This is a genomic window from Fictibacillus barbaricus, from assembly GCF_014635025.1.
In the GTDB taxonomy this organism is placed as follows: Bacteria; Bacillota; Bacilli; order Bacillales; family Fictibacillaceae; genus Fictibacillus; species Fictibacillus barbaricus.
In genome coordinates this window covers 90,428-115,732 of the sequence record NZ_BMCE01000003.1, presented here as the reverse complement: position 1 = coordinate 115,732, position 25,305 = coordinate 90,428, and the positions used below count along the sequence as shown (strand labels likewise).

Here is a 25,305-nt window from a genome sequence, read left to right as displayed (position 1 = left end):
TGAGTGGACCCTTCTTTTTTGTATATGGATTATCGTTTTTTTACTTTTTTTCGTTTTCTTGAGCTTCCAAAAGCTTACCTGTTTCTTTCTTTCTTATTTTTTCTCATAACCAAGTATTTTAGTAAAAGCTCACATGCATCACTTTCATTATCAAAAGTATCAATAATATTAATTTCGCCTTTTTCTAATGATTGATAGACCTTCCATTCATTAACTTCTTTCATTAACCCAATTTCTAAGTCACGGATAGGTTTCTCCCCTAGGTTATAATCATTTTCTTCTATTCCTAAATTTTTAAGTTTTATTTCTAAATCATTTTTATTCATTTTTTGTCCTCTGTTTAGCTCCTGTGCTTTGACTAGCTGTTTAGCCTTTTGCCATCCCATTTAATTCCCCAATCATACTTCCACTACAGAACGAGCAATTCTCTTCACTCCCAACTTTTTTCTACTTTAGCATCATTTCTAATTTATCAAGCTCAATAACAAGTGGCTCATCGTAACCTTCAACGAGATTAGTGTCGAAATAGGCACGTAAAGCTCCATTTATTCCAGAATTTTTTCTTATATCTTTAAAACTTTCAGTATCCACCGCACTTAACAAATTTTCCAATCTTTTTAAGAGAGTATCTAAAAATTCATGCTCTCTTATATTCTTTTTTTCGATTACTTTGTCAATTACTTTTTTAATTTGTTCTTTAACTATAATTACATTTTGCATAACAAACCTCCTATCTTGAAGGTATATGTCTAATTTCTTTTATCCAATCTAAAGGATAAATTAATTGTAATAAAATTTGATCTCTTTTTGCCAAGCCAGTACTCCCCCTATTTAGGCACATGAGATTAACACTTGTATACAGGAAACGACCAGTTTGAATCTGGTCGTTTGTAATAGTCTATTTTAAGTATTTAATAAGGTTTCTAAATGGTATAAAGAATTCATTAAAACATTCTAGTTATTATATAATATATTGATTTGTGTTTGGTGTGATCTAAAGTCATCCCACTGAATAATCTCTCCCCAATTAAATAAATTTTCATCAAACAATCCCTGAGAATTCTCAATTTGTTTACATAAGCATTCACCATTTTGGTCTGCTTTAGACTTGTAATCCCATTCGTTTAAAGTAGAATCTGAAACTTAAGGCAATATTATTTGGCCTGTGCGTTTATATTCCATCTACAAGTTTAATATAATGGATATATGTAATGTTCTTGACCTTGGAATAACGCATATTGATTTAAATTTAAAAAAAGGGTCCAAGTTGGCCCTTCTTTTTTCGCTGTTTTAAAACAGCTATTTTTAATTAAGTATTTCTTTTTCCTCCATAATTTTTAAATCCTTGTTGTCAATCCACTTCTCATAGAAGTATTTATCAGTTCTATTAAAACCTAATGCATCAGCTATTTTAACCTCACCTGTTCCTAAGAGAATTTTACCGTCTGTTTCACCGCCAATACTTAACTTATATCCTTTATAAATTGCATAAGGAGTTATTTTATATATTTTATCTAACTTATTTCTAGAGACTTTCTTAACAAAAACAGCCTTATCTAATGGGTGCGGTTGAAAACCATTATTCAAGTCTTTAGAGTCCTTGCTAACTAAGTTTACCCAGTCATCTCCTTCTTTTCCTATAGAATATTCCTTATTATTATAACTAGTATATTTTCCTCTCTTTATCATCTAAATCATCCTTTACTCTGATTTTACTCTTATAAATCTTTTTAAGTCACTATCATAAACTCCTACTAATTCTTCAATACCATTTTTAATTTTATATATTTCAGCCCCATCTTGAGGATCAAAATATCCTTTACATTTCCATTCAGGTATTACTCTGCCATTTCTTGCTCCAGTAAACCCATTACCTGTACAAGGAGGACCGTCCGAATTATCTCCATTAAACTTTGAGCTATATGGTATATCAATCTCATTTGCATTGTCTGTCTTATATTTAATTACAGCGAAAGAGTCACCATTATCAGGAAAAGGACGATTACCGTTACTATCAAAGTAATCTAACCTTAATGATTCTACAACATCATCATACTTCTTGATATTTAATACGTCTTCTGCTTTTGCAACGTACCCACCTATTTGTGTGTATTTGCCTGTTAGATAATTTTCCATATCAGTTATGGTCAATGTTTTTTGGAGTAGAGTGTCTTTCGTTACTACCTTAACACTATTACGGATATCTATTAGTTTTTTAACTTCTCCATCTATAAGACCTTCAGCCGGAGTTAATCTCAGTGTATCAAACTCAGTCCTAGTCATTCCTAAATTGTTTAAAATTGCATCTAGCTCATCATCAAATCCATGTCTTTGAGGCGGCTCATTTGACAACTTATGTTCGGCATGCGTGTTTATATCTTTTCTAGAACTTTTCGTTACCGAAGCCTGCTGCATCAATTCTTTTGCTGTCTTAGTTTCAGGCACCACTGTTCTAACCGTGTGACCAGCTGCTGTTACTAGCTTTTCCACTCTGATATTAACAGGAATCCGCATATTTCCAACATTTGTACGAATTGTCTTGAAAAGCTCCTGAGCTTTGCCTGCTTGCTGCTTAGCATATTGGGTACTATACGGAAACTTGTTTTGCAGCATCTTGCCAACATCCATACGATCAAGAGCATACCCTGCACTGCCGACACCAGCAATCGCAAACGCGTTAAACAAGCTCTGGTTTCTTTGCTCTTCTGTCAACTCGTTTCCGAACATGTCTTTACCAGTAAAATATTCGCTGAATCCATTTGCAGACACAAGCCCATAGATGCCGTATTCTGCTTTTTGGAGCCGGCTTAGACCTTGTGCCGTTTTATACGAGTCCAGCATGTGATCCGCAGCGTTTGCCGCTCTTACCGTTTTATAGATGGCTGACCCGCCCTTTACGGCTCTTCCTGCCCAGCCTATCACTGGTATGAATCCAGCCGCGGCCATAGCACCTGCTGTAATGCGTTCGGCTTCCGAAAGCTTTCTTCCTGTAACCGGATCAACACCGGTCGTTGCCCGAATGGAATCATAATATCCGGTTACTTCTCCTGTAAAGGTGCATACAGTATCCCATGTCTTTTCATACCATGGGCGGTTCTCCATCTCTTCCATTTTCCTCTGTATTTCTCTTGCTTCTTTTTGGTCTTTTTTTAATGTTATGTATTCTGTGTTCTCACTTCTAACTTTCGTGATTGCTTTATATACCTCGCTGTTATGATAAGCTTCGGCATTAAAATATAAAGGCGATATGGTTTCTCCCTGGCGTGTTGCTTCCATTAGCTGGGCAAATAGTGCATATATGTACTGTTCTTGGCCTTGAGAGATCGCATATTCATCGGTTAGCTTCTTATCCAACTCGTTAACCTTTTCCACCGTTTTAGCTCTGCTTCTCTCCGCTTTATCCATCTGGTCGTCAAAAGCATCCTTTGAGAACACAGAAAGAGAGACCAAATCACTGATGTCGCTGAAAATTTGCTGCAGCGCATCCTGTTGGTCTGCTACCATATCCTTCGCCATTCTACCCGCTCGTTCCACGTTCTCTTCTAAAAAAGGAACCTGAACAACCGTATCACCCGAAAGGTCGGCATCCTCTGTATCGCCTGGTATTCCTTTAAAGAAGGCCACGTTGATATCAATCAACTGTATCCATGCATCAACTACATCAATCTGTCCCTGATAGAACCCCTTGATCGCTTCAGCTCCGTTACCTTGAAAGTCGCTGTCATCTACGATCTTAGCAAACTCTTTTTTTAAAGTTTGAAATTGCTCTCTTAGTCTTTCATATTGATGGGCTCTCTCTCCGGTTGCAGCTTTTAAGGTTGATGCTTCAAGTACTTTACTCCCCATTTTCCAGATGCCCTCTCTCTATTTATTTCTGAAGATCGCTTCATCCTGATGTTTTAGAATTTCAATGTTTGCCTTTGTATCCTCGATATTCTTTGTTACGACGTTCATGTACTCAAGAATCATCTTATGAAGGTTCTTTTCACGCTCCAGCCACTCTTTGGTAAACTGTAGTTCGTTCTTTCCAAGAGCTCCAGCTGAAGGCCCTGGCAGATTAAGAGCATCAAGCGCACGCTGAGTTTCAGACAATTGCTGAATGACGTCATGAAATTGCAGTTTAATTGTCTGCATCAGAAGATCCTCCTTTTTAGGTCATCAATCCTGCTTCCTAATTCGTCGAAAGCTTCTTCTCCCTTATCCAGCAACTGGCTGGCTTCGTTCGCTAAACCGCCAAGGAAATTCAATGACTCCCTCTCTGCTTTTAGTAAACCAATCTTAAAATCTATCTTTTGTTTATAATCGTCATAGTCTTCATCTACAATTTCCTGCATGATCTGATGCGCTTCATCTCTGGATTCATCAAAGGACCTTGCTCGGTTTCCCGTCCACAAACTGCCAAGCTCAGGTTCTAGTATTTTACGAATCTCTTGCAAGCTAATGTTCTGTTCTTGATCAATCTCACTCTTTGCTCGCTGCAGCCTTGAAATTTTTTCATCAATGGCCGCAGAGCTGCTTGATAAGCTTCTGTAAATAGCACTTAATTCATCTGAGAACCCCATAGTATTTCCTCCATTTTATCGTTCAGTTACTTATTCTTCAGGCCAAATTCCCTATCATTATATAAAAATATCATTAAAAGTCATTTTTTTCCACGTAAAATATACCCTTTTTCTCCTAAAATAAACCAGTAAAAGCTGTTTCCTTTTTCATTTTATTCAAATTAAATCAACAAAAAAAGACCTAGGTTCTTCTCCCTAGGTCCTTTATTTCGATGCTGGTGGCCTTTCTCCATATTGCAATTCCCGAATACTGAGCCCAAAGTCCATCTCCAGGTGCGGATAATCTTTAAAACCAGCCCAATCGCCACCCCACTCAAACCCTAAGCTTTTAGCTATAGCAACGACTTCCATCCAATCCGACTCACCATTCTTATTCCCGTCGCGCTTTAAATCCCACACAACGTTTCCGTCATTCTGCTGAAGCGCAAAATCAACAGCAAGCCCGTAATTATGGTAGGACTCTCCACCTTCAACATGGGTAACGATTGAACCTTCTTCCGTTCGCCCTTTTGCATATAATCGGTCTTGTTCTTCCGCAGAACGGAAATCATCTGTAATTACAATCTTAATGCCTTTCTCAGCAGCCCTTTGAATTAAAACATCTCTATTTTCAGCCACAATAGGATTCAGCATTGTCGGCATGGGTGTATTTCTCTTTTTATATTCCATAGAAATGAGATAAAAAATAGAAGCTAATATGGCAACAAATAATATCCCCTTAAAAATCTTCACTATAAAACTAGCTCCTTTATTGTTAAACAGGCTACTTTTATTGTATCTCAATGAACGTAAGTGAAAAAGAAAACAATAAAAAAACCAGGTCTCCCTGGTTTTCATGACATACATTTATTTCTGAGAGCCAATTGCCTGAGCCAGGTTAGATTTGATAGATACACGTTCAAAGGATAGACCAAGCTGGATGGCAGTAAGAGCTATTTCTGGACGGATGCCAGATAGTGTTGCCTTCACACCAATCAGCCCAAGTGTATCAATAAGGGAGAAGATTTGCTGTGCAACCATCGTATCAATGATCAGTACACCCGATAGATCAATAAAGAGATGCGTAATCTCTTTTTCTGTGCATTGCTCAAGCGTGTTCTCTACAATCAGCTTTGCTCTTTGTGTATCAATAACACCTATTAATGGCAGGAGCCCCATATGATTATTAAGCGCAATTACTGGTGAGCTCAATTCGTTGATCATTGCTTGTTGAGCTACCAATTTTTCCTCACTGTATTTATGATTTTCTTCAACAAACCAAGTCACAATTTTATTAAACGTATCAATAATAATATTATTCCAAGAATCAATAACTTCCTGCTTATACTCATCTTGATGAAGACTGACAAACTCTTGTACAAATTCTAAGTACTGTTTTTGTACCTTGAAAAACTCTTTCATGATGTCAGTTACTGGCGTATTTAGATGCTCCTCATCTTTGGCGATCATAACGACCCATTTCTCAAAGTCTTTTAAGAATGTGGTTTTATCTTGTACAAATACTTCACAAAAGTGTTCGTGAAATTCATGATTCTGTTTTTTAAGTGTTTCTATGGTTTCTGGATTCGTAGAAGCATAGACCCCTGTGGCCTTTGTTTTATCAATAGATGCATACCACTCTTCAGTCATTTGCCATGTTTTACCCAATAAAAAAGAATGCAGTTCCTTATCTCTATGCATTTTTTTCTACACGCTCCCCATCTGCCATAATTAAAGCTTCAATCGAATTATCAATTCTAATCTTCGTCTTTTGCATCCCAATCTTCCGGTATGGGTTCACTTAAGTATTCCTCTACCAGCTTTTTATATTTTTCTAGCTGCTCAAAATGTGTATTAAACTGCTCTTTATAGATGAGGTGCTGAGTCCCGTCAAAGATCGTTCTTATTTTCTTTTGCTGAATCAGACTCTCTACTGCCGTCTCGGGCATGGCCAAATATTCAGCCGTTTCTTTAATTGTAAGGTACATCATTCATTCATCCTTGTCTAACATTTGGTTAACTTTAGCTTACAGCAAGAACAGTATTGATACAATATACCCTAAAAAAACTCGTTTCAAATCTCATAAGCGGGATCTTTGTTTCCTTAGCAGCTGGTTACTCATCATAATAACGAAAAGAAATAACATGATTTCTAAAAAGCCATAAACAAATTGGTAGCTGCCTAAATGAAATAGAAAACTTCCTAGCAACGGACCAACCGACATACCCATGTATCGGAAGAAATTATAAGCTCCTATTGCAGTCGCTCTATTTGATTGGAACTCTTGTGTTAATAAAGCGGTCTGAACAGGCAAGGACATACCTAAGAAAAACCCAAATAAACTGATTGATACGAGCAGCAAGGTAAGAGATATATTTGAAATGAGTATAAAAAGTAATAGAGCAATAACGTTTAGAAAAGCAGAATATACAATCACTTTACGTTCGTTAAATCTTCTCATCTTTCCTCCAACAAAACTTCCCACCACAATACCTAAAGATAGCGGAAGAAAAACAAGGCCTTTTTGTTCAACTGATAGCCCATAACGCTCACTCATAATGCCTGGCAAAAAAACCAAAAAGTTGTACATCGCGTAATACTGAATAAAGCCAAGACCAATTACTGAATAGCCGATTGGGTTTTGCAGAATCTTAATGAAATCCGCAAATCTAAATTTCTGTTTCTTTAGAGATGTTGGTTTCGTCTCTTTTAAAAATAAAAAATTACCAGCAAGTACAATGAATCCAACACATAACAGAGCGATAAAAATCATATGGAAGTTAAATGAACCACTGATAAATCCGCCTGCAACAGGCCCCGCTACAGGACCTAGTGATACCATCATCTGAAAAGTACCCATAGGTTGAATTCGGTCTTTGCCATCAAATAGATCACCAATAACCGTCACGGCCACAACCGAACCAGCAGCAATCCCAACGGCTTGAAGAGAACGGAAAACCAAAAGAAACTCAATCGATCCAGAGAAATAACAGCCTATTGTAGCCGCAAAATAAATAACAAGACCTGAAAGCATAACTTTTCTGCGGCCGATTGAATCCGTTAGTGGTCCATAGACCATCTGCATAAGTGCAAGAAAAACAGTATAGATGGAGATCGAGAAGTTTACTAAAAAAGATGTGGTCTGGAGTTCTTTCGATACCTCAGGAATGATGGGAACGTAGATGGTCTGGGAAAAAGGACCAAGAAACGCAGCAAAGGCAACGAGATAGACTAACAAGGTGCGGTATCTCACAAGGAAAAACTCCTAACTTTATGAAATTAAAAAGCCTGCTGAAGGGTTTCAGACAGACTAGGTTAGCATCTTAACTTTCTAAATTATACACCTTATGAATCTTTTCAATAAAGCGATTAGCTTACGCACTGGTTTGCTTGATTTGTTTTAATTCCTCAAGATCCTTGAGATATTTTTCGTGATAGACAGCTGGCCGAAGCGGTAAGTCGAGCTTTTAAACGGGTACGGAAAATGTTCCAGATCAGCATGGCTCATGAAAAGTGGGACCAAAAAAAGAAGAGCAAGACTTTTTCGTCAGCTCTCCTTATTTTTCTTCGGGTAATCACACAGTTCAATGATCTGCCCTTGTGAATGAGCAGGATTCATGTAGATTAATCTTCTGCCGAAAGGGTTAGTACGGAACGTATCTTTTAAGAAAGTGTATCCCCTGCTCTCAAAGTCCTCGATCGTCTGGAGGAGGTCGTCCACTTCATAAGCAAGATGGTGGACACCTTTTCCTTTTTGACGGATAAAACGCTCAATCGGAGAAGTTTTGCTCGTGGGCTCAAGCAACTCGATAACCTGATTTTCAAGCTCAATTACTGCGATATGCGTTTCAACTCCAGGCTTTTCACTCGTGTATCGTTCCGTCAGCTTACCACCTAAGACGTTTGTATAAAATTCAATAGCTTCTTCTATCCTTCTCACGGCAATGCCTGTATGGTCTAATCTCATCACGCTCACCTCATTTGATCTATGACTAGCATTATAGAAGGTAATAATCGTTTTAGCAAAGAAGTCAGCCAATAGTAACTATTTAATTCTTATTTTTTCGTGCCCCTTTAATCCAATGAGGATAAAAATCGATTTCTATTGTTAGTGGGTTTTGTAAGTTTTTAAATGTATAGAAATCTATTCCCATTCTCCTAATCCCTTACCTATATATTAGACATCAGAATCCGGAAAAAGTTTTGAAAAATAAAAAAAGAAGATGATTTTTTCATCTTCTTCCTTTTTAATGCAGACTTAAAAATACACAATCACATAAAAATCTTGAGTAATCATATAAAAAAAGCACAAGATCATATAAAAATGGCTTTTCATCACATAAAAAAAGCATACGATCACATAAAAAGTACTTAAGGCTTCTTAAGTGTACATCTCAAATAGACACGACAAAAAAACAGTCCTTTAAGTAAAGGACTGATTTCATAACTTTATTTTCTCGCCAACAGGTACATAAAGTACGGTGCACCGATAATCGTTACGATAATTCCTGCTGGAATCCCGCTTGGATCTAAGATGACTCTTCCAATGGTGTCCGCAGTCAAAAGCAAAATGGCTCCGATCAAGGCAGCCACAGGCAGAAACGCTTGATGGCGAGGACCTACGAGTGACCTGGCGATATGAGGGGCCATCAAACCCACAAAGGCAATACCGCCGCTCACAGCAACAGATGCTGAAGCGAGTGCCACCGCAATCATGATCAGTACAATTCTTTCTCTTCCCGCATTCACACCGACACCAATCGAAACATTCTCGTGCAAATTCAATGTGTTCAGGACATTCGACTTGAACAGAGTCAGCGGAATTAAAATCAGAATCCATGGCAAAAGCGAAAGAACAAACGTCCAATCGTCACCCCATATTCTACCGGCCATCCAATTGGCCATGAACGAATAATCTTCCATCTCTAATCGAGTTGACAACGTTAACGTCGCTCCATAAAGCGCTGCAGCTAATCCAACACCGACCAATACCAGCCTTGTCGGTTCAACGCCTTCGCCTTTTATATAGGACATGATATAGATCACAAAAGCTGTTACCATTCCGCCTGCTAATGCAAACAGCGGCAGCACATACAGTGAGCTCGATGTTTCGACCGTAAAGAACATAATATACACCACAACCATCAGACCTGCACCAGCATTGATACCTAAAATACCAGGGTCTGAAAGAGGGTTCTTCGTAATGCTTTGCAGGATGGCACCAGACACAGCGAGCCCCATCCCCGCAAGGATTGCAACAACGATTCGCGGAAGCCTGAACTCAAATAAAATGAGATTCTCTCTCGGCGTTCCTTGTCCGAGGATCGTCCGAAACAGTTCTGAAGGAGTTAATGACGCGAACCCTGTTGCTACACTTATAATAAATACCGCAATTAACAAAAATATCGCTGCAATGGTGGTTACTCTTACTCTTTTCATCTGACGCGCATTCATCATGACAGCTTTCTTCCTCCCTTTCTTGCTAGATAAAGGAAGAATGGTACACCGATCATGGCAACGACTGCACCAACTGGCGTCTCATACGGAGCATTCACCGTTCTGGCAAAGGTGTCGGCTAATACCATCAGTACACTGCCGAAGATTGCCGAGCATGGAATGATCCAGCGATAATCAGTTCCTACTAAGAAGCGAACAATATGCGGAACCATCAGACCGACAAAGGCGATTGCCCCAACAAGAGAAACGGCTGCACCGGCTAGAACCAGGACTACGGCCATCAGTAACACTTTCGTAAATACCGTCCGCTGACCAAGACCTTTCGCAACTTCCTCACCAAAACTAAGAATGGTTAACTGCCTTGAGAACATTACAGCCACTAAAATCCCAATAATGACGACTGGTACGATGATCTTCAGCTGAGACCAGTTTGTTCCTGATACCCCGCCTGCTGTCCAAAAAGCAAGATCTTGAGATAGCTTAAAATATAAAGCAATACCTTCTCCTAATGAAGAAAGCAGTGCAGAAACTGCTGCACCAGCTAATGTAATGCGGATAGGAGTTAACCCTCCTCGACTCATGGAACCTAATCCGAATACCATCGCTGCTCCAATTCCTGCACCGATAAAGGAAATGATCATGACCATCAAATAGTTCGCGTCTGTGTTAAAAGCAAATACACACGCAAGAGCTAAACTAGCACCCGCGTTCAAACCAAGTAAGCCTGGGTCTGCAAGGGGATTTCGTGTCATCCCCTGCATGATTGCCCCACTGACTGCAAACCCCGCACCAACGATGGCAGCACCAAGCTCTCTTGGTAATCGCAAGCTGACGATAATACGGTCAGCTTCTCTGCTAGGATCATAGTTTAGAATCGAATTCCAAACGGTAAAAAAATTAATCTTAGCTGCCCCAACTGAAATGGCTAACCCGATACTGAAAATCAGCAGAGCAAATCCAAGTAACAGAATGGCTGAACCTACTGCCGGCCTCGAATACACTTTATTATCTTTTATCAGCTTGGTTTTTGTTTTGAACATGGCGTTTTTCCCTTTTTATAAAAGCGTTATTATTTCTATTTCGTTAACTCTTCAACAATAATATCTAGTTCTTTTTCAAGAGAAATTGGGTCATTAAAGTAGAATGATTCAGAGTCAAACTTAATCGCGTTTCCGTTCTTAACTGCCGGAAGCTCTTTCCATACATCTGACTCCATGAATGAGTTATCCGGGTTACCAGCACCTGTCCCAACAAAGATATAGTCTCCTGCATAAGTTGGAATCACTTCAGTAGAGATCGCTTTCCACCCAGGACCAAATACGTCTTCTTCTAATTTCTTCGGTGCTTTTAGTTCAAGAGCTTGGTAGATTACTTCTGTTCCACGTCCCCAGTTTTTACCGTAAACATACATGTCTTTTCCGTATGCTTCCATAACCATAAACGTTTTATCTTCACCTATCGCCGTCTTTACTTTTTCACGAGCGTCAGCAGATTTCTTCTTCCATTCTTCAACCCATGCTTTTGCTTCTTTCTCTTTACCTACCATCTTACCGATTTCAACGTGCTGTTCCATGTAATCATACTTGTCATATGTCATTGTTACCGTTGGAGCAATCTCTTCGTACTTCTTGATGTTCTTATCATCAGAATACGTGATGATTAGATCTGGATTTAACTCTAAAAGCTTTTCATAAGAATCAGCTGTAACGACTTCTGCTTTGTCTAATTTGTTACCATAGAATTTATTTTGTTTTGGGTATTCGTTTACGGCGATCGGTGTAATGCCTAAGTCTAGCAAGTTACCAGCATATGTAGCAGCCATCATCGCAACGCGTTTTGGTTCAGCTGGCACTTCAACGTCACCCTTTTCACCTTTGTAGATTCTAGTTTCGTTTTTAGATGATTCTTTCTTACCTGAGCTTGCGCCTTCTTCGGATTTATTGCCACATGCTGCTAGTGCAAACACTAAAAGCAATGTCATAAAGCTAACTAAAAGCTGTTTTGTCTTCTTGTTCATTTGAATTCCCCCTATTTTTGACAATAAAAATCATTCTCAATTAACTGTAAAAAAGAAAGGCGATGGTTACGCCAATTGTTCAACTAATTTAACATTTTTGATGAGGTCGTATGTTAAGCAGATTGGTTTTTTCGTTCTTGGATCTAGGCCGATCTCTGAATCAATGTTAAAAACATTTCGAAGGACTGGCCGGGTCATCACTTCTTCAGCAGTTCCCTCTTTTAAGATGGAACCATCCTTCATAGCTACCATGTGGTGAGCGAAACGTGCAGCATGATTGAGGTCATGAATAACCATTACGATGGTTCGCTTCTCATCGCGATTTAACTGATTCAATAACTCGAGCACCTCTAACTGATGAGACAAATCCAAATATGTAGTCGGCTCATCCAGCAGAATAATGTCTGTCTCTTGTGCCAATGCCATAGCGATCCAAACCCGCTGACGCTGACCGCCTGAAAGAGCATCTACTGGCCGGTCTTTGAAATCAGATATACCTGTAACATGCAGCGCCCAGTCGATCACTTCAAAATCTTTCTTTGTAAGCTTGCCGAAGCCTTTTTGATAAGGAAACCTGCCATAAGAAACAAGTTCTCCAACAGTAAGTCCTTCCGGTGAATCCGGAGACTGTGGCAGAATGGCCATCTTTTGAGCGATTTTCTTAGTAGATTCTTTGCTAACCGCTTTACCATCTAAGTAAACGACACCGGATTTCGGATTAAGTATACGGGACAACGTTTTCAAAACCGTTGATTTTCCGCAGCCATTTGGTCCGATAATCGTTGTAATCTTACCATCAGGAATCGAAATGTTGAGATCCTTTACAATGTCCCGTTCACCATACGAGATCTGTAAATGTTCAGCATACAGTCTAGACATGCTTTTCGCCCTCCTTTAAACAGTTATAAAATCTATTTAAAACTAAATCACGAAATCAATTGAAAATGATTATCAATCTCGTTTTTCATTTTATTTGATTAATTGGAGGGTGTCAACGGGGTTTTTTATTTTGTCACAAAAAAATCAGCCTAATAATAAAGGCTGATTATGTCTTCTTTAAAACATCCCCAATGCTTTCTTAGTCGCTGGTCCTACAATCCCATCTACTGTTAACTTCTTAGCTTTCTGAAACTTACGTACTGCTGCATCTGTATTCGCTCCAAATACTCCATCAATCCCTTTTGTGCTGTATCCTAGGTTTGTAAGTCTGCGCTGCAGTTCCATAACTTCTGCACCACGGCTTCCCTTCTTCAGGTTCACGACAGAGAATACAGGTACGGTTGAACCGTTTGTTATTTTATATCCATTGGCTGCCGCGAGCGCCGGGAATGACTTGCCTGATGTCGTTATGACGACTGGCGTGTTTACAGGAATCCTGGCATAAAGCCACTGCACTTCGTTGTTGTACATGCGGATACAGCCTGCACTTATATATTTTCCGATTGAACTCGCGTTGTTGTTTCCATGAATGGCATAAGTCGTTCCCCATGTTCCTCGAGCATTAAGACCGAGCCACCTGTTTCCTAACGGGTTTCGCGGATCTCCGCCAGGAATGTTACCTGAATAATAAGGCCTGTTTGTGATCTTGTTTACGATTTTAAATTTACCTTCAGGTGTATAAGATGGCAGTTTACCTGTTGCCACTTTAAATACTTTGGATAATTTATTGTTCTCGAAATACGCCAGCTGATTTGTAGATTTGTTTATGATGATAAAAGAGGAAGCTGCTGCTTTTGCGGGCTGCACGAATAAGAACATAAAACAAAACATCAATAAACCAATAACTATCTTTTTCGTTTTCATTCCCTATCTCCTATTCTTTTGAAATAATAAAATCCTCATATTCTATGCGAGGTAATAGGAGTTGCATTACACTTTTGTAAAAAAATTTAATCAAAAAATCATGAATATCAAGGTTGTACCATGAATAGAATGATAGGTTATATTTAACTTACATATCTGAACAGAAAGAAGCTGAAATGATGCGAAATGTAACCATAAAAAATAATCTAGAAGTGACGATTCGGGAAGCCGGACACGAAGATGCCCAAAACATGATCAACTTTTATAATGTTGTTGGCGGTGAGAGCGATTTTCTATCCTTTGGAGCTGGTGAGTTCAAACGGGATATTCAAGACTACAAGGAGTACATCACCGCAACCTCTAGTGAACCAAACTCGATAATGCTCCTTGCGGCAATCCATTCTGAAATTATCGCGATTGCCACGATCAACTCATCACAAAAAGAACGGACTAAACATGTTGGGACACTCGGAATCGTTATATCTCAAAAATACACAGGCATGGGGCTAGGGAAGATTTTAATGAATGAACTTTTGGAGTGGGCAAGACAAAATGGCATTACAAAAAAGATCAGCCTGGTGACGAATGAGAATAATAAGGTGGCTATCGAACTGTATAAGAAGTTAGGTTTTGAAGTAGAAGGATTGTTAAAGCAAGATAATTTTGTGAATGGCGCTTATTGTAACACCATTATGATGGGGTTGCTTTTACCGTAGGGTTCTTATTGCATACCGAGCAGATATAACCGTTCCTAATTTTCGATCAATTCAAAATTAATATTGACTTCTTGATTTTCTGGTGCTAAATTTACTATTAATATTAAAATCAATGACGAGAAAGAGTAAGATATGATCCCTGTTCCCCAGAGAATCGGCGCTTGGTGAAAGCCGATGTTCAGGCCTATCCGAAAATCATCTCTGAGATGCAAAGCTGATCATGTAAGCTTTGACGGGTCGTCCTCCGTTACAATGGAACACGTATGATCGTACGTTGACTGAGTGCCGCTGGCTTTTTTATTAAGCTGCGGAATTAGGGTGGTAACGCGAGCAATAACTCGTCCCTGTTATAGGGACGGGTTTTTTTATGTTCAAAAACAATAAAAGGAGAGATTACTTGTGAGAAAGATGGACACCGTTTTTGTTGGACTTATGTTATTTTCGATGTTTTTTGGAGCAGGAAATCTAATCTTCCCGCCATTTTTGGGAGCAGAAGCTGGATCATCATACTGGCTCGCCATGACAGGATTTATCGTTACAGGTGTTGGACTTCCTTTTGCCGTATTATATGCCGTTTCCCTCGTAAAAGGAGGCGTTCAAACAATCGGCAATCGAGTCCATCCGGTTTTCAGCACTATCTTCATGGTAGTGATCTATTTAAGCATCGGACCATTCCTGGCTATACCAAGAAACGCAAATGTCGCTTATGAAATGGGTCTCAAACCGTTCTTAAGCAATAATTCTAACGCAGGACTTATTCTTTTTTTATTCACAGTTTGCTTTTTCGCACTTGCTTATGCAGTCAGCCTGAATCCTTCAAAAATGGAGAAATATATGGGACGCTGGATTACGCCAACCTTGCTCTTAGCGATGGTTATCCTATGTGCGGCAGGATTTGTTAAACTTGATGCTCCACTTCAGCCACCATCTGCTGACTATCAATCCGGAGCCTTTTCAACAGGGTTCATTGAAGGATACAACACAATGGATGCCCTTGCTGCGCTGGCTTTTGGGATTGTCATTCTTACAGCGATCCAGCAAAGAGGCGTTCGGGATCGGAAGCATTTAACAAACTACACATTAAAAGCCGGTTTGATTGCGGGTACATTACTTGCACTGGTTTATGTCAGCTTGGGGTTAATCGGCGGAAGGATGGCTGCAGCCGGTTCTTTTGAAAATGGTACGGATATTCTTTCAGCAGCTTCCACTCTTTTATTAGGTGAAAGCGGAACAGCCTTACTTGGTTTTATTTTTACATTAGCTTGCTTTACTACAGTTGTTGGATTAACAACAGCGTGTGGCCAGTACTTCTCAAATCTGATCCCGAAAGTCAGCTACAAAATGGTCGTTTTGCTCGTCACACTAGTAAGCTTTACTCTATCTAACCTTGGACTGAACCAGATTCTTAAAGTGTCGGTTCCATTTCTGGTCACAGCCTATCCATTAACAATCGTATTAATTGCACTTACGTTTTTTAACCGTTACTTCAAAAATTCAAAAAAAGTATACGGCAGTGCAATTCTTTTTACAGGTGTATTTGCCATGATGGACGGTTTACTGGCATTTGGTATTGATTTAGGCCCGATACAAGTTATGAAAGACAACCTCCCACTTTCCTCAATGGGATTACAATGGATTCTTCCAGCTATTGTTGGTACGGGTGTCGGAATAGTAATAAGCAACTTCAGTAATAAACCTTCAACAGGTGATGAGGGAGAAGTAAAAGCTTCGTAAGTTAAAGTACAGTGCTTTGCATGGAAATATATGCAAGACACTGTACTTATTTTATTAAACTTTATGGGTTTCTTTTATAGCACTAAAAAGGCACCTGCATTCCTGCAGGTACCTTCTATTATTTATTCTCCTTTAATCTCCAGCAGTTTCTGTCTCAATCCAATCTCCATCGTCGCCAGTTCTTCTTCTGCCAAACGTCTCTTCATACGGCCTTCTTCTTGTATGCGAAGTGTTTCTTCAAGCGTCGTGAGAAGGTTTTCCTGTGTTTTCTTCAACGTTTCAATATCGATCAAGCCGCGCTCATTCTCTTTAGCGGTCTCAATCGTATTGGTTTTAAGCATTTCTGCGTTCTTCAATAAGAGTTCATTTGTTGTTTTGGAAACCTGCTTCTGAGCTTCTACCGCATTTCGTTGTCTAATCAGTGTGAGTGCGATCGCCACTTGGTTCTTCCATAGTGGAATTGCCGTCATGATCGAGGACTGGATTTTCTCAACGAGTGCCTGGTTCGTATTTTGGATCAAACGAATTTGCGGTGCACTCTGAATCGTGATCTCACGGCTCAATTTCAAGTCATGAACACGCTTATCGAGTCGGTCCGCAAACTGAACCATATCATTTACTTCCTGGAACTTCATCTGATCGTTCGTTTGTTCAGCGACTCTTCTCATCTCAGGGATGGTGACCTGGTTCAGTTCATCCAGCTTTAATTCACCAGCTGCAATATATACATTTAACGCCTGGAAGTATTCTTTGTTGTTTTCATATAATTTTTCGAGCATCACTATGTCAGACATGAGGACATTCTTACTTCCGTCTAACTTAACAGAAATACGGTCAATTTGAGCGCCTGTCTTTTGATATTTTGACAGAACTTCTTGAACAGAACCAGAAATCTTGCCAAACATCCGACCGATTAATGTGGGTTTGTTCGACTTTAGTTCTTCAGGATTCACATCTTGAAGCTTTCTCATCAAATCCCCGATAATCTCACCGATCTGGCCAGTGTCTTTCCTTTTCACGTGCTCGAGCATCGTATTAGAAAAAGAATGCAGCTTCGCCTGTGCAGGTGCTCCGTACGTTATCATCGTCTGGTGATTGGTTGGGTCGATTTGTTTAGCCAGCTGATACGCTTTTTCCTTATTTTCTTCTGGAAGCACATCTATTAAACGAACTTGCTTATTTTCACTCGGCTTTACCGCAGATTGTTGATTCTCTCCAAAAGGATTCGCTAGCAAGTCATCCATCAGATTTTCCGGTTCATCTGTATGGTTGAACTGAGGTGCATTATTTTCTTTCATGTATATCTCCTGCCTTTTTAATTGATTGTGATTCTTTCAATGATTTAATCGAATACTTCGCCACATCGATCTCATAATGAAGGTCATCTATATCATTTGACAAAACATGGTATAAATCCTTTTCGATGTACTCTTTCAGCTCGTCAAGTGTTCGCTTGGTTTCCACTAAGGATTGTGTGAGTTCCTTTGTTTTTCTTGGCTGAGCGGATAAAAACATGTATTTCTCCGTAAGTTCAACGGCTGAGTCCAGATGTGAGAAATAAAATTGCTCTGCCTGATAAAAACGCCTTGGTTCTTTTTGGACCAGGCTTTGTATCCTTCTAACAACACGAACAAGATCTACTCGTTGTTTTAGCGTTGGAAGATCTCGGACAGACAGCAGTGCTTTCTGCAGGCGTGAGATCTTAGGTTGTGCTTCATCTAAATTTTTTCTGATGTATTTATATTCTCGTCTCGATAAGTGGTGGTTACTCAGGAATCGCTGTTTTTGAAGAAGTGAAGTTGCTGTATATGCGGCAGCTCCTCCAGCTATTGCAATCCCTGAAGACATAAGGTAGGTCTGGTCATATCCGATAATACTAGCCAGCCATACTCCTGCTGAAGCTGGGATAGCAACAAACATGCGGATAAAAAAGGCTAAAAATCCGTTCATTGTAATCGACTCCTGACATAAGCTCTTTTCTATTCATACGAACGTACAAGTTTGAGAGTTTCGTTTTAAATAAAAAAGTTTACATATTATATGTTTCTATTATTACCTTATCTAAACCTTCCTAAAATAACCATGGCTTCAAGAAGTAATGTGTTATAAGACTTGAGGCGTATTTTTTGCAAAAAAAATAAGACTGCATCCGCAGCCTTATTATGTTTTTTTATGCTGTTTTTGTTTTTCTGCTGGTTACCGACATTGGTTTGGTTAAAAGACTTACTACTGTTAAAACGATAATATTAAGGATCATCGCAATGATTCCTACGTTAAAATCTTGAATCGCCTGTGGCAGGAATGGAAGAAGCGAGCCTACCGTAGATCCTGTAATGGTTACATATGCCACTGTTGCTACCCCTGCTGCAATACCGGCAAATGCACCTTGCTTTGTTACAAAATTATTCTTCATCAAGCTGAACGCAAGTGTTGGAAAGAGCTGTGTTACCAGGCTATACCCCATCAGCAACAACGTTACAAGCGTGTTTCCGCCTTTAAATGTAAAGAATACAGCAATTAGTGCTACAACGGGAACAAGGTAACGAGCAGTTTTTGATACTTGCTGGTCAGTTACTTTTGGATTTAAAACTTGATAAACATTTTTCGCTAAGAGAGTTGCGGCAGCCATCAAGATCATAGAGCCTGGAACGAGTGCAGTAAGAATACCTGCTGCACCGATTACCCCAACGACCCAAGGGTCAAATGTTTCAATAGAAATCCTTAGTAAGGCTAGATCAGCTTCCGGTCCTTCTAGCCCTGGAACCTGCAGAATGGCTGCAAACCCGACAAAGAAAACAAATAAAAGGATTAATTGATAGATAGGCATGAAGATCGCATTCTTTCTAAATACCTTTTCATTCTGTGCAGAATAAACCGAACCAAATGTATGAGGCCACATATAGAAGCCTAATGCCGTGAGAAGGATAGTTGTTGCAAACCAAGAAGGACTCATGCCAGTCTCCGGAAGAGCAAGAAACCCTGGTTTTGCGGCTTCCACTGCTTCAAACATCGGCTGGATACCGCCATAATAATGAATAGGCAGATAGATCCCTAGAAACAACACAACGACAAGTATTAAAATATCCTTTGCCACGGCGGTCCAGGCGGAACCATGTATACCAGAAACCATAACATACACAGTAACAACTGTAAGACCTATCCAAATCGCGATAGTAGGCGAGATTGTTCCGTATGATGCTTCTGAAACAATAATTCCTAGACCCTTTAGCTGAAGAACGAAATATGGAATCATAGCTACTACACCAACTAAAGAAACGAAGATGCCTAGATAAGGACTCTTGTATTTACTGACAAAAAAATCGGACTGTGATAAGAGATTGTTATCTTTTGCATAACGCCAGATCTTTGGAAGCAAGAAGTACGACATAATGTAAGCCAGACAGCCATAACCGATTATATAGAACGTAGGGCCTCCCTTGCCGTACGCCCATCCGCTTCCGCCAAGGAAAGTAAACGTTGTATAGATCTCTCCTGCCATAAGCAAGAACACAAAGATGGTACCGAATCCTCGACCTCCGACTGTCCACTGCTCGAGGTCCATGTCTTTCCCTTTTTTTGCACGTATTCCAAGATAGATCGACATGATCATGACGGCAAAAATAATGACTAGTGCAGCATTCATTCCATTTCACTCTCCTTGTTTCTAGGATCAAGCTTATAGATGATGATCATGAGAAAGGTAGTAAGAACAACCCAAATGACACAATAGGCAAGCAAGAAAGGCATTCCAAAAAGGTAAGGAGTAACCTTGTTAGCAAAATAAGTGCCTATTAATAGTCCAGCAAACGGTATTAACGCTAATAATTTAATAAATGTGTTCAATCCTTATCCCTCCCCAACCTATTGTTTTAATAAATTGAATGCTGCGTGAACAAAAATTCTGACTCCCTTTTCTAAGGCATCTTCATCAATTTCGAAGCGTGCATGGTGATGCGGATAGACCGCTTCTTTTTCGGGATTTCCCGCTCCAATATAAAAGAAGCAGCCACCCGCTTTCTGCTGGAATGCCGAGAAGTCTTCACCGCCCATATTTGGTTTCATCCGGTCCAGCGTTTTTTCTCCATAGACCTCCACGATTGTATCTTCAATAACTTGTGTCACTTGATGATCATTGATTACAGGGCGGTATCCAAATTCATAATCAAAGTCATAATCTGCTCCGTGTGCCTCAGTAATCCCTTTTACAATACGCTCAATGGTTTGAGGAACCGATTGACGGATTTCTGCATCAAAACTTCGAACCGTACCTAGAATTTCAACAGATCCTGGAATAACGTTATGTGTTGTGCCGCCAGTAAATTTGGTAACCGATACGACTAGCTGTTCAAGTGGATCTGTGTTTCTGGAGACGATATGCTGCAGGTTCGTAACGATTTGTGATGCGATTGCTATGGAATCGACCGTTTGATGAGGCAGTGCAGCATGTCCGCCTTTCCCTTTGACCGTAATATAGAATGTGTCGGGTGAAGCCATCATAGGGCCATACACAACACCAATCTTCCCTATCTCTAGAGGTGCCCATAAATGTGCGCCGATAACAGCATCTACCCCATCCATAACACCAGCCTGAACCATTTCTTCTGCTCCGCCAGGATACAGTTCTTCCGCGTGCTGAAAAAACAACCTGATCTCGCCATGCATCTCATCTTTACGCTCGGATAAAACTTTTGCTGCACCTAGAAGCATTGCCGTATGACCGTCATGACCACATGCATGCATGACACCTGGATTCTTCGAGATATATTCAGTGGTGTTCTCCTCCTGAATCGGCAATGCATCCATATCTGCCCGAATGGCAATGACTTTTCCAGGCTGTTTCCCTAGAATCCTTCCAACCACACTCGTTTTTGTCGGTCGGGAAAGTTCGATCCCTCCGAATGACTCTAAAGTTTCGTAGATAAACTGTGATGTGTTTTCTTCTTGAAAAGATAACTCTGGGTTTTCATGTAAGTAACGACGCCAATGGATCACTTGTTCTGAAACAGCATCGACTAGATGATCAAACGCTTTTGTTGTAACGGACATTTATATCTCTCCCTTTCATTTGTTACTCGGCTGTCAATGATTCAATCGCAGTCTTTAACACATGGACCGATTGTACACAGTCTCCTAAACTCGTCCATTCTTTTGGATTATGACTGATTCCGTCCTGACTTCTTACGAAGATCATGCCGGATGGAACGTGCCGGCCTAAAACCATCGCATCATGCCCAGCACCGCTCGGCAAGAGTACGGGTTTGATTCCATTTGCTTCTACAGCTTCAATCAATCGCTGCTGCATCTCTTCTTGTATTGGAACGGGCGAAACATTTAATGTCTGTTCGTATTCTACAGAGATCCCATGCTGGTCACCGATTTCCAGGGCTTTCTTTGCTATCTCCCCTGTTAACTGATCCAGAGTCTCTTGATGAATGTCTCGTATATCTACATATAGCTCCACCTTCCCTGGAATGACATTGACTCCATTCGGGTAGACCTGAAGCTTACCTACTGTGGCTACAGCAGTTTTGCTCAAACGTTGAGGAATCTGACTCACCTGTCCAACAAACTCACTAGCTGCAACAAGTGCATCATTCCTTTCACCCATCGGGGTATTTCCGGCATGTCCTGCTTTTCCATAGAAAGATATTTTCAACCAGGACGGACCTGCAATTCCTGTTACAACTCCTACTGCCACATTCTCACGCTCAAGTGTGCTTCCTTGTTCGATATGTACTTCAACGAATGCTTTAACGGTATCTAGTTCTCGTTTAGATCCCTTAAACCCTTGGAGTGTAAGCCCATCACTCTCAATAACCTTTTGAAAAGAATTACCCTGTTGATCGATCTTCCGGATTTCTTCCTCCATATTGAGTTCACCGCAAATTGCACGACTGCCCCTTAACCCTCCGTTAAACCTGGAGCCTTCCTCATCTGTAAAAACAACAACTTCATATGGTCGTTCAGGTTTGTAGCCTGTTTCTTTCCAAGCTTCTACAACTTCCAAAGCTGCGAGTACACCTAGAGGTCCGTCAAAATGTCCGCCGTTCGGGACACTGTCTACATGCGAGCCTGAGATTACAGAAGCAAGCTCTTTGTTCTTTCCTTCTAATCTTCCAAAAAGATTGCCTGCACCGTCTTCTTTAACCATAAGACCAGCTTTTATCATCCAGCTCTTAACCAGTTCTTTCGCTTTTCTTTCCTCTTTGGAGAAACCAATTCGGTATGAACCATTTTCTTCCGTCGATCCAATTTTAGAGAGTTCTGCCAGACGGGCAGCTAATCTTTCACCCGAAACACCAGATTGGTTCATCGTTCGGTCATAGCCTTCCAAAAGTTTTGACTGAAACACATTCTCTTCTGTTTTCAGCATGTCATGCCCCTTTCTTGATGTAATGCGCCAATTGGTTATTGAAAAGTATAGAATAATCAGTAAATTTTGAATATATTAAAAAAGGACAAATAGATCCTTGTCTATTTGTCCATAACAGCCTACTATTTTATTTTCACGAATCCTTGCAGGTAAATGGCCAGCTGCAGCTCAAATATTTCTTTTCCCTGTAACTTTTCCATCTTTAGGATCTCTTTGATCTTCTGAAGCCTGTATTTAATCGTATTCAGGTGAACAAAGCTTTTCGCCGCAGTCTTTGTCATATTTTGCTGACATTCTAAATACGTGTGCAGTGTTTCTACTAGTTCCGTGTCATGGTCTTGATCATACTTAATAAGCGGACCTAGCAAATCTGCTATATAATCGGTAAGTTCCTCTCGGTCATGTTTTATAAATAGACGATAGATCCCAAGCTCTTTATAAGAAAGGACAACCTCTTCAGAACGATGCAGCTGGATATACTCTGCACATCTGATAGCATCTCGATATGAACTATCAATATCACTGAGCTTAGTGAACATTCTTCCTAATCCCACATGAAACACAAATGACGTTTTGGATGAGAGCAAAGTTCTTAGGGTTGAAAAGAAATCCGAGAGCTGCAATAGAACCTTTTCTTCTTCCCTTTGATTATGAATAATAACGAGAATGTCATACTCCATGTTGCGATCCCAAACAAGGACCTTATATTCCAGTTTTTGTAGTTCTCTAAACAATAACCTGTTAAACAATTGCTTTCGGCTGCTAAGTTCCTGAAAAGGGAGCAGCTGATTAGATATTTTTATATTTACACATAAGTTTCTGTTATGATCAGAAATTCCAACTATACTTCGCTGCGGCGGTGTAAATGAATCAAACTTATGATTAAGAAGCTGTTCCAGCAGATATCCCTCATATTTATAGAGATCAGACAGCATCCTTTCCTGCCCCATCAATTCGATCGCAAATATATTACTAGCTAAATCGATTGCGAGTTCATCCAGAACATCCAGTTCGTCTTGAAGCTCACCGAGGACAGCCATCACACCGATTGCTACTTTATCTGTAGTTATGGGAAACAAGTAAACAGACCCCGCTTCTAATTGTTCGTAAACCTTAGAAGAATGACCCAATATAATTTGATCAAAAAAGTCAGCATATAATTCTGCTGCTTCTTTCCCGATTTGCTCTGCTTCTAAAGAGGATGCAGCGGTAAAATCCATAAATTCATTAAATAAACAGACGTGTCTTTGAATCAAATTACTTAAAGTGAGCGTTACAGATTCTAATCCTTGTTGAGACACAGATGCTTTTGCCAGCTCTGAATGAATACGTTTTGATCGTTCTTGCTGAGTGAATAGCTTAGCATTTTCTATGGCGATCGATGCCTGGCTGGCAAACGTTTCTAACAGGCGAAGGTCTCCATGATTGAATAGTATATCCTCTGAGAAGCTATCTATTGTAAGAACACCCAGACAGCCTTCTTTTGAGAGCAATGGCGCACAAATAGTGCTTGTTGGATAGTGGTGCAAAGCTCCCAAGGCTTTATGAAAATTTTTCTGATTCTCCGGCTGGATGTTTTCCATCCCTTTTGATGTATCTTGAATGTGGCTAAAGATCTGAGCTTTTTGAGTCATAAATGTTTTGCCTGTCATTCCTTCATCCTTATTCAGTTCAATATGCTTCATGTACGTTTGGTTAAACCCTTTGCATTTATTAATGATAAGCTTCTTTTTTTTCGGGTCATAAATAAAAAGAATGACTGCATGTGCTCCGTCAATTACATTAATCACTTCATCGATCAGCTTATCTAGCACTTTGCCCACATCTAGTGTAGATGAAAGAACCTGAGCTGCGTTGATCAAACTCATTAGCTGTTTTTCAGATTTCAATAGCCTCACCTCTTTGTACTTCTATTGCTTTTAGATAACAGTATAAACCATAACGAATTGACAAAAGTGAAAAAAACTTACATGGCTTCGGTAAATTATGTATATACAAAACAAAGACGCTGAATATGCATATATCACATAAACAGCGCCTTTAGCTTAAACTCACTTTATTCACTTAAACTTTCTGTCCTTTCTTCCTAATACACAAATGCTAGTTATTTGTCCCATAACTAGACTTCAATTAATTGTTCGTTCAATCAATTGCCTTGCATTAGATCTTATTTTTCCTCTACTTCGGTAAATTCCCACATGCCCACATGCTGCGAAAATAGTTTTCACCGGCTATTTCCATCTGCAACACGATCTTAGCATGCTTCGCTCACATACGTCATTGGAATCATCCTCTTTCCGTTATGTGTATTTGCGCGTTCCCACATATCCACACATCTCGAAATCAGTTTTCACCGGCTGATCTCTACCTGGATGTGATTTGATATGCTTCGCTAACGTAAGTCATTGGAATCACGCCTTCCTTGTAAAGGTTGTGTTTCATTTGTTAACTATATATTAACCTATTCTAAACTTTATTTAAATATTCAGAATAATCAATATTATGTGATTTGCAATGTATTTATACCACTTTTATTAAAAGGCCTTCCATATTCGTAAAATTTCTTTTTATTTCATCAAATTTCAACAATTTAAATATTGAATGTGTGATTTAGGCTATCACCTATTCCCAGACTTAACATAGAATGCTTTTAGAAACACAAC

Annotated in this window: 25 protein-coding genes and 1 other annotated feature; of the genes, 2 read left to right on the top strand and 23 right to left on the bottom strand. The window is 39.7% G+C overall.

Annotation, left to right across the window (positions count from 1 at the left end):
• Positions 1-74 precede the first annotated feature (74 nt).
• From IEV52_RS18745 to IEV52_RS18670, 16 genes are all read right to left on the bottom strand, one after another.
• A complete protein-coding gene (locus IEV52_RS18745) occupies positions 75-386 on the bottom strand; it encodes a hypothetical protein (protein ID WP_229754372.1) in 312 nt (103 codons plus the stop codon).
• A gap of 61 nt (positions 387-447) precedes the next feature.
• Positions 448-720 carry a hypothetical protein gene (locus tag IEV52_RS18740; RefSeq protein ID WP_188404102.1) on the bottom strand — a complete coding sequence of 91 codons (273 nt, stop codon included), beginning with the start codon at positions 718-720 and terminating at the stop codon, positions 448-450.
• 585 nt (positions 721-1,305) lie between these two features.
• Positions 1,306-1,689 (bottom strand): hypothetical protein, encoded by a 384-nt coding sequence (locus tag IEV52_RS18735; protein WP_188404101.1) that lies wholly within the window; start codon positions 1,687-1,689, stop codon positions 1,306-1,308.
• Between the two features lie 12 nt (positions 1,690-1,701).
• Positions 1,702-3,846, bottom strand: a complete 2,145-nt coding sequence (locus IEV52_RS18730; protein ID WP_188404100.1) for a ribonuclease YeeF family protein — start codon at positions 3,844-3,846, stop codon at positions 1,702-1,704.
• Between the two features lie 18 nt (positions 3,847-3,864).
• On the bottom strand, positions 3,865-4,134 hold the full coding sequence (locus IEV52_RS18725; RefSeq protein WP_229754371.1) for a YwqI/YxiC family protein: 270 nt from the start codon (positions 4,132-4,134) through the stop codon (positions 3,865-3,867).
• Complete coding sequence (locus IEV52_RS18720) at positions 4,134-4,562, bottom strand: YwqH-like family protein (RefSeq protein WP_188404099.1); 429 nt, start codon at positions 4,560-4,562, stop codon at positions 4,134-4,136. Before IEV52_RS18720 ends, IEV52_RS18725 begins: the two co-directional genes overlap by 1 nt.
• 204 nt (positions 4,563-4,766) lie before the next feature.
• On the bottom strand, positions 4,767-5,294 hold the full coding sequence (locus IEV52_RS18715) for a M15 family metallopeptidase (RefSeq protein ID WP_373869443.1): 528 nt from the start codon (positions 5,292-5,294) through the stop codon (positions 4,767-4,769).
• Between the two features lie 114 nt (positions 5,295-5,408).
• Complete coding sequence (locus IEV52_RS18710) at positions 5,409-6,209, bottom strand: STAS domain-containing protein (RefSeq protein ID WP_308464583.1); 801 nt, start codon at positions 6,207-6,209, stop codon at positions 5,409-5,411.
• Between the two features lie 89 nt (positions 6,210-6,298).
• Complete coding sequence (locus IEV52_RS18705) at positions 6,299-6,529, bottom strand: excisionase family DNA-binding protein (RefSeq protein ID WP_188404097.1); 231 nt, start codon at positions 6,527-6,529, stop codon at positions 6,299-6,301.
• Between the two features lie 93 nt (positions 6,530-6,622).
• Positions 6,623-7,795 carry an MFS transporter gene (locus IEV52_RS18700; RefSeq protein WP_188404096.1) on the bottom strand — a complete coding sequence of 391 codons (1,173 nt, stop codon included), beginning with the start codon at positions 7,793-7,795 and terminating at the stop codon, positions 6,623-6,625.
• A gap of 294 nt (positions 7,796-8,089) precedes the next feature.
• Complete coding sequence (locus tag IEV52_RS18695) at positions 8,090-8,509, bottom strand: VOC family protein (RefSeq protein ID WP_188404095.1); 420 nt, start codon at positions 8,507-8,509, stop codon at positions 8,090-8,092.
• Between the two features lie 482 nt (positions 8,510-8,991).
• The gene (locus IEV52_RS18690) at positions 8,992-9,981 is read right to left on the bottom strand and encodes a FecCD family ABC transporter permease (RefSeq protein WP_229754370.1); all 990 of its coding nucleotides are present in this window, start codon (positions 9,979-9,981) and stop codon (positions 8,992-8,994) included.
• A 14-nt stretch (positions 9,982-9,995) separates the two neighbouring features.
• On the bottom strand, positions 9,996-11,039 hold the full coding sequence (locus tag IEV52_RS18685) for a FecCD family ABC transporter permease (RefSeq protein WP_188404093.1): 1,044 nt from the start codon (positions 11,037-11,039) through the stop codon (positions 9,996-9,998).
• A 35-nt stretch (positions 11,040-11,074) separates the two neighbouring features.
• The gene (locus IEV52_RS18680) at positions 11,075-12,016 is read right to left on the bottom strand and encodes an iron-hydroxamate ABC transporter substrate-binding protein (protein ID WP_188404092.1); all 942 of its coding nucleotides are present in this window, start codon (positions 12,014-12,016) and stop codon (positions 11,075-11,077) included.
• 66 nt (positions 12,017-12,082) lie between these two features.
• A complete protein-coding gene (locus IEV52_RS18675) occupies positions 12,083-12,895 on the bottom strand; it encodes an ABC transporter ATP-binding protein (RefSeq protein ID WP_188404091.1) in 813 nt (270 codons plus the stop codon).
• A 177-nt stretch (positions 12,896-13,072) separates the two neighbouring features.
• Positions 13,073-13,819 (bottom strand): L,D-transpeptidase family protein, encoded by a 747-nt coding sequence (locus tag IEV52_RS18670; protein WP_188404090.1) that lies wholly within the window; start codon positions 13,817-13,819, stop codon positions 13,073-13,075.
• Between the two features lie 176 nt (positions 13,820-13,995).
• Between IEV52_RS18670 and IEV52_RS18665 the strand changes: the two genes are divergently transcribed.
• Positions 13,996-14,535, top strand: a complete 540-nt coding sequence (locus tag IEV52_RS18665; protein WP_229754369.1) for a GNAT family N-acetyltransferase — start codon at positions 13,996-13,998, stop codon at positions 14,533-14,535.
• Between the two features lie 103 nt (positions 14,536-14,638).
• Positions 14,639-14,884 (top strand) — a binding site (T-box leader).
• 50 nt (positions 14,885-14,934) lie between these two features.
• Positions 14,935-16,269 carry a branched-chain amino acid transport system II carrier protein gene (gene brnQ, locus IEV52_RS18660; RefSeq protein ID WP_188404088.1) on the top strand — a complete coding sequence of 445 codons (1,335 nt, stop codon included), beginning with the start codon at positions 14,935-14,937 and terminating at the stop codon, positions 16,267-16,269.
• A gap of 122 nt (positions 16,270-16,391) precedes the next feature.
• Here the strand turns inward: brnQ and IEV52_RS18655 are convergent, their stop codons facing one another.
• From IEV52_RS18655 to IEV52_RS18625, 7 genes are all read right to left on the bottom strand, one after another.
• Complete coding sequence (locus IEV52_RS18655; protein WP_188404087.1) at positions 16,392-17,567, bottom strand: toxic anion resistance protein; 1,176 nt, start codon at positions 17,565-17,567, stop codon at positions 16,392-16,394.
• A complete protein-coding gene (locus IEV52_RS18650) occupies positions 17,554-18,219 on the bottom strand; it encodes a 5-bromo-4-chloroindolyl phosphate hydrolysis family protein (RefSeq protein ID WP_188404086.1) in 666 nt (221 codons plus the stop codon). Before IEV52_RS18650 ends, IEV52_RS18655 begins: the two co-directional genes overlap by 14 nt.
• A gap of 220 nt (positions 18,220-18,439) precedes the next feature.
• Complete coding sequence (locus tag IEV52_RS18645) at positions 18,440-19,912, bottom strand: sodium:solute symporter family protein (RefSeq protein ID WP_188404085.1); 1,473 nt, start codon at positions 19,910-19,912, stop codon at positions 18,440-18,442.
• On the bottom strand, positions 19,909-20,112 hold the full coding sequence (locus tag IEV52_RS18640; RefSeq protein ID WP_205723983.1) for a DUF3311 domain-containing protein: 204 nt from the start codon (positions 20,110-20,112) through the stop codon (positions 19,909-19,911). The genes IEV52_RS18645 and IEV52_RS18640 overlap by 4 nt, the downstream gene beginning before the upstream one ends.
• 18 nt (positions 20,113-20,130) lie before the next feature.
• Positions 20,131-21,315, bottom strand: coding sequence for a M20 family metallopeptidase (locus tag IEV52_RS18635; protein WP_188404084.1), 1,185 nt, complete (start codon positions 21,313-21,315; stop codon positions 20,131-20,133).
• A 22-nt stretch (positions 21,316-21,337) separates the two neighbouring features.
• Positions 21,338-22,642 carry a M20 family metallo-hydrolase gene (locus tag IEV52_RS18630; RefSeq protein ID WP_188404083.1) on the bottom strand — a complete coding sequence of 435 codons (1,305 nt, stop codon included), beginning with the start codon at positions 22,640-22,642 and terminating at the stop codon, positions 21,338-21,340.
• 122 nt (positions 22,643-22,764) lie between these two features.
• Positions 22,765-24,531 carry a helix-turn-helix domain-containing protein gene (locus IEV52_RS18625; RefSeq protein WP_188404082.1) on the bottom strand — a complete coding sequence of 589 codons (1,767 nt, stop codon included), beginning with the start codon at positions 24,529-24,531 and terminating at the stop codon, positions 22,765-22,767.
• Positions 24,532-25,305: the final 774 nt, after the last annotated feature.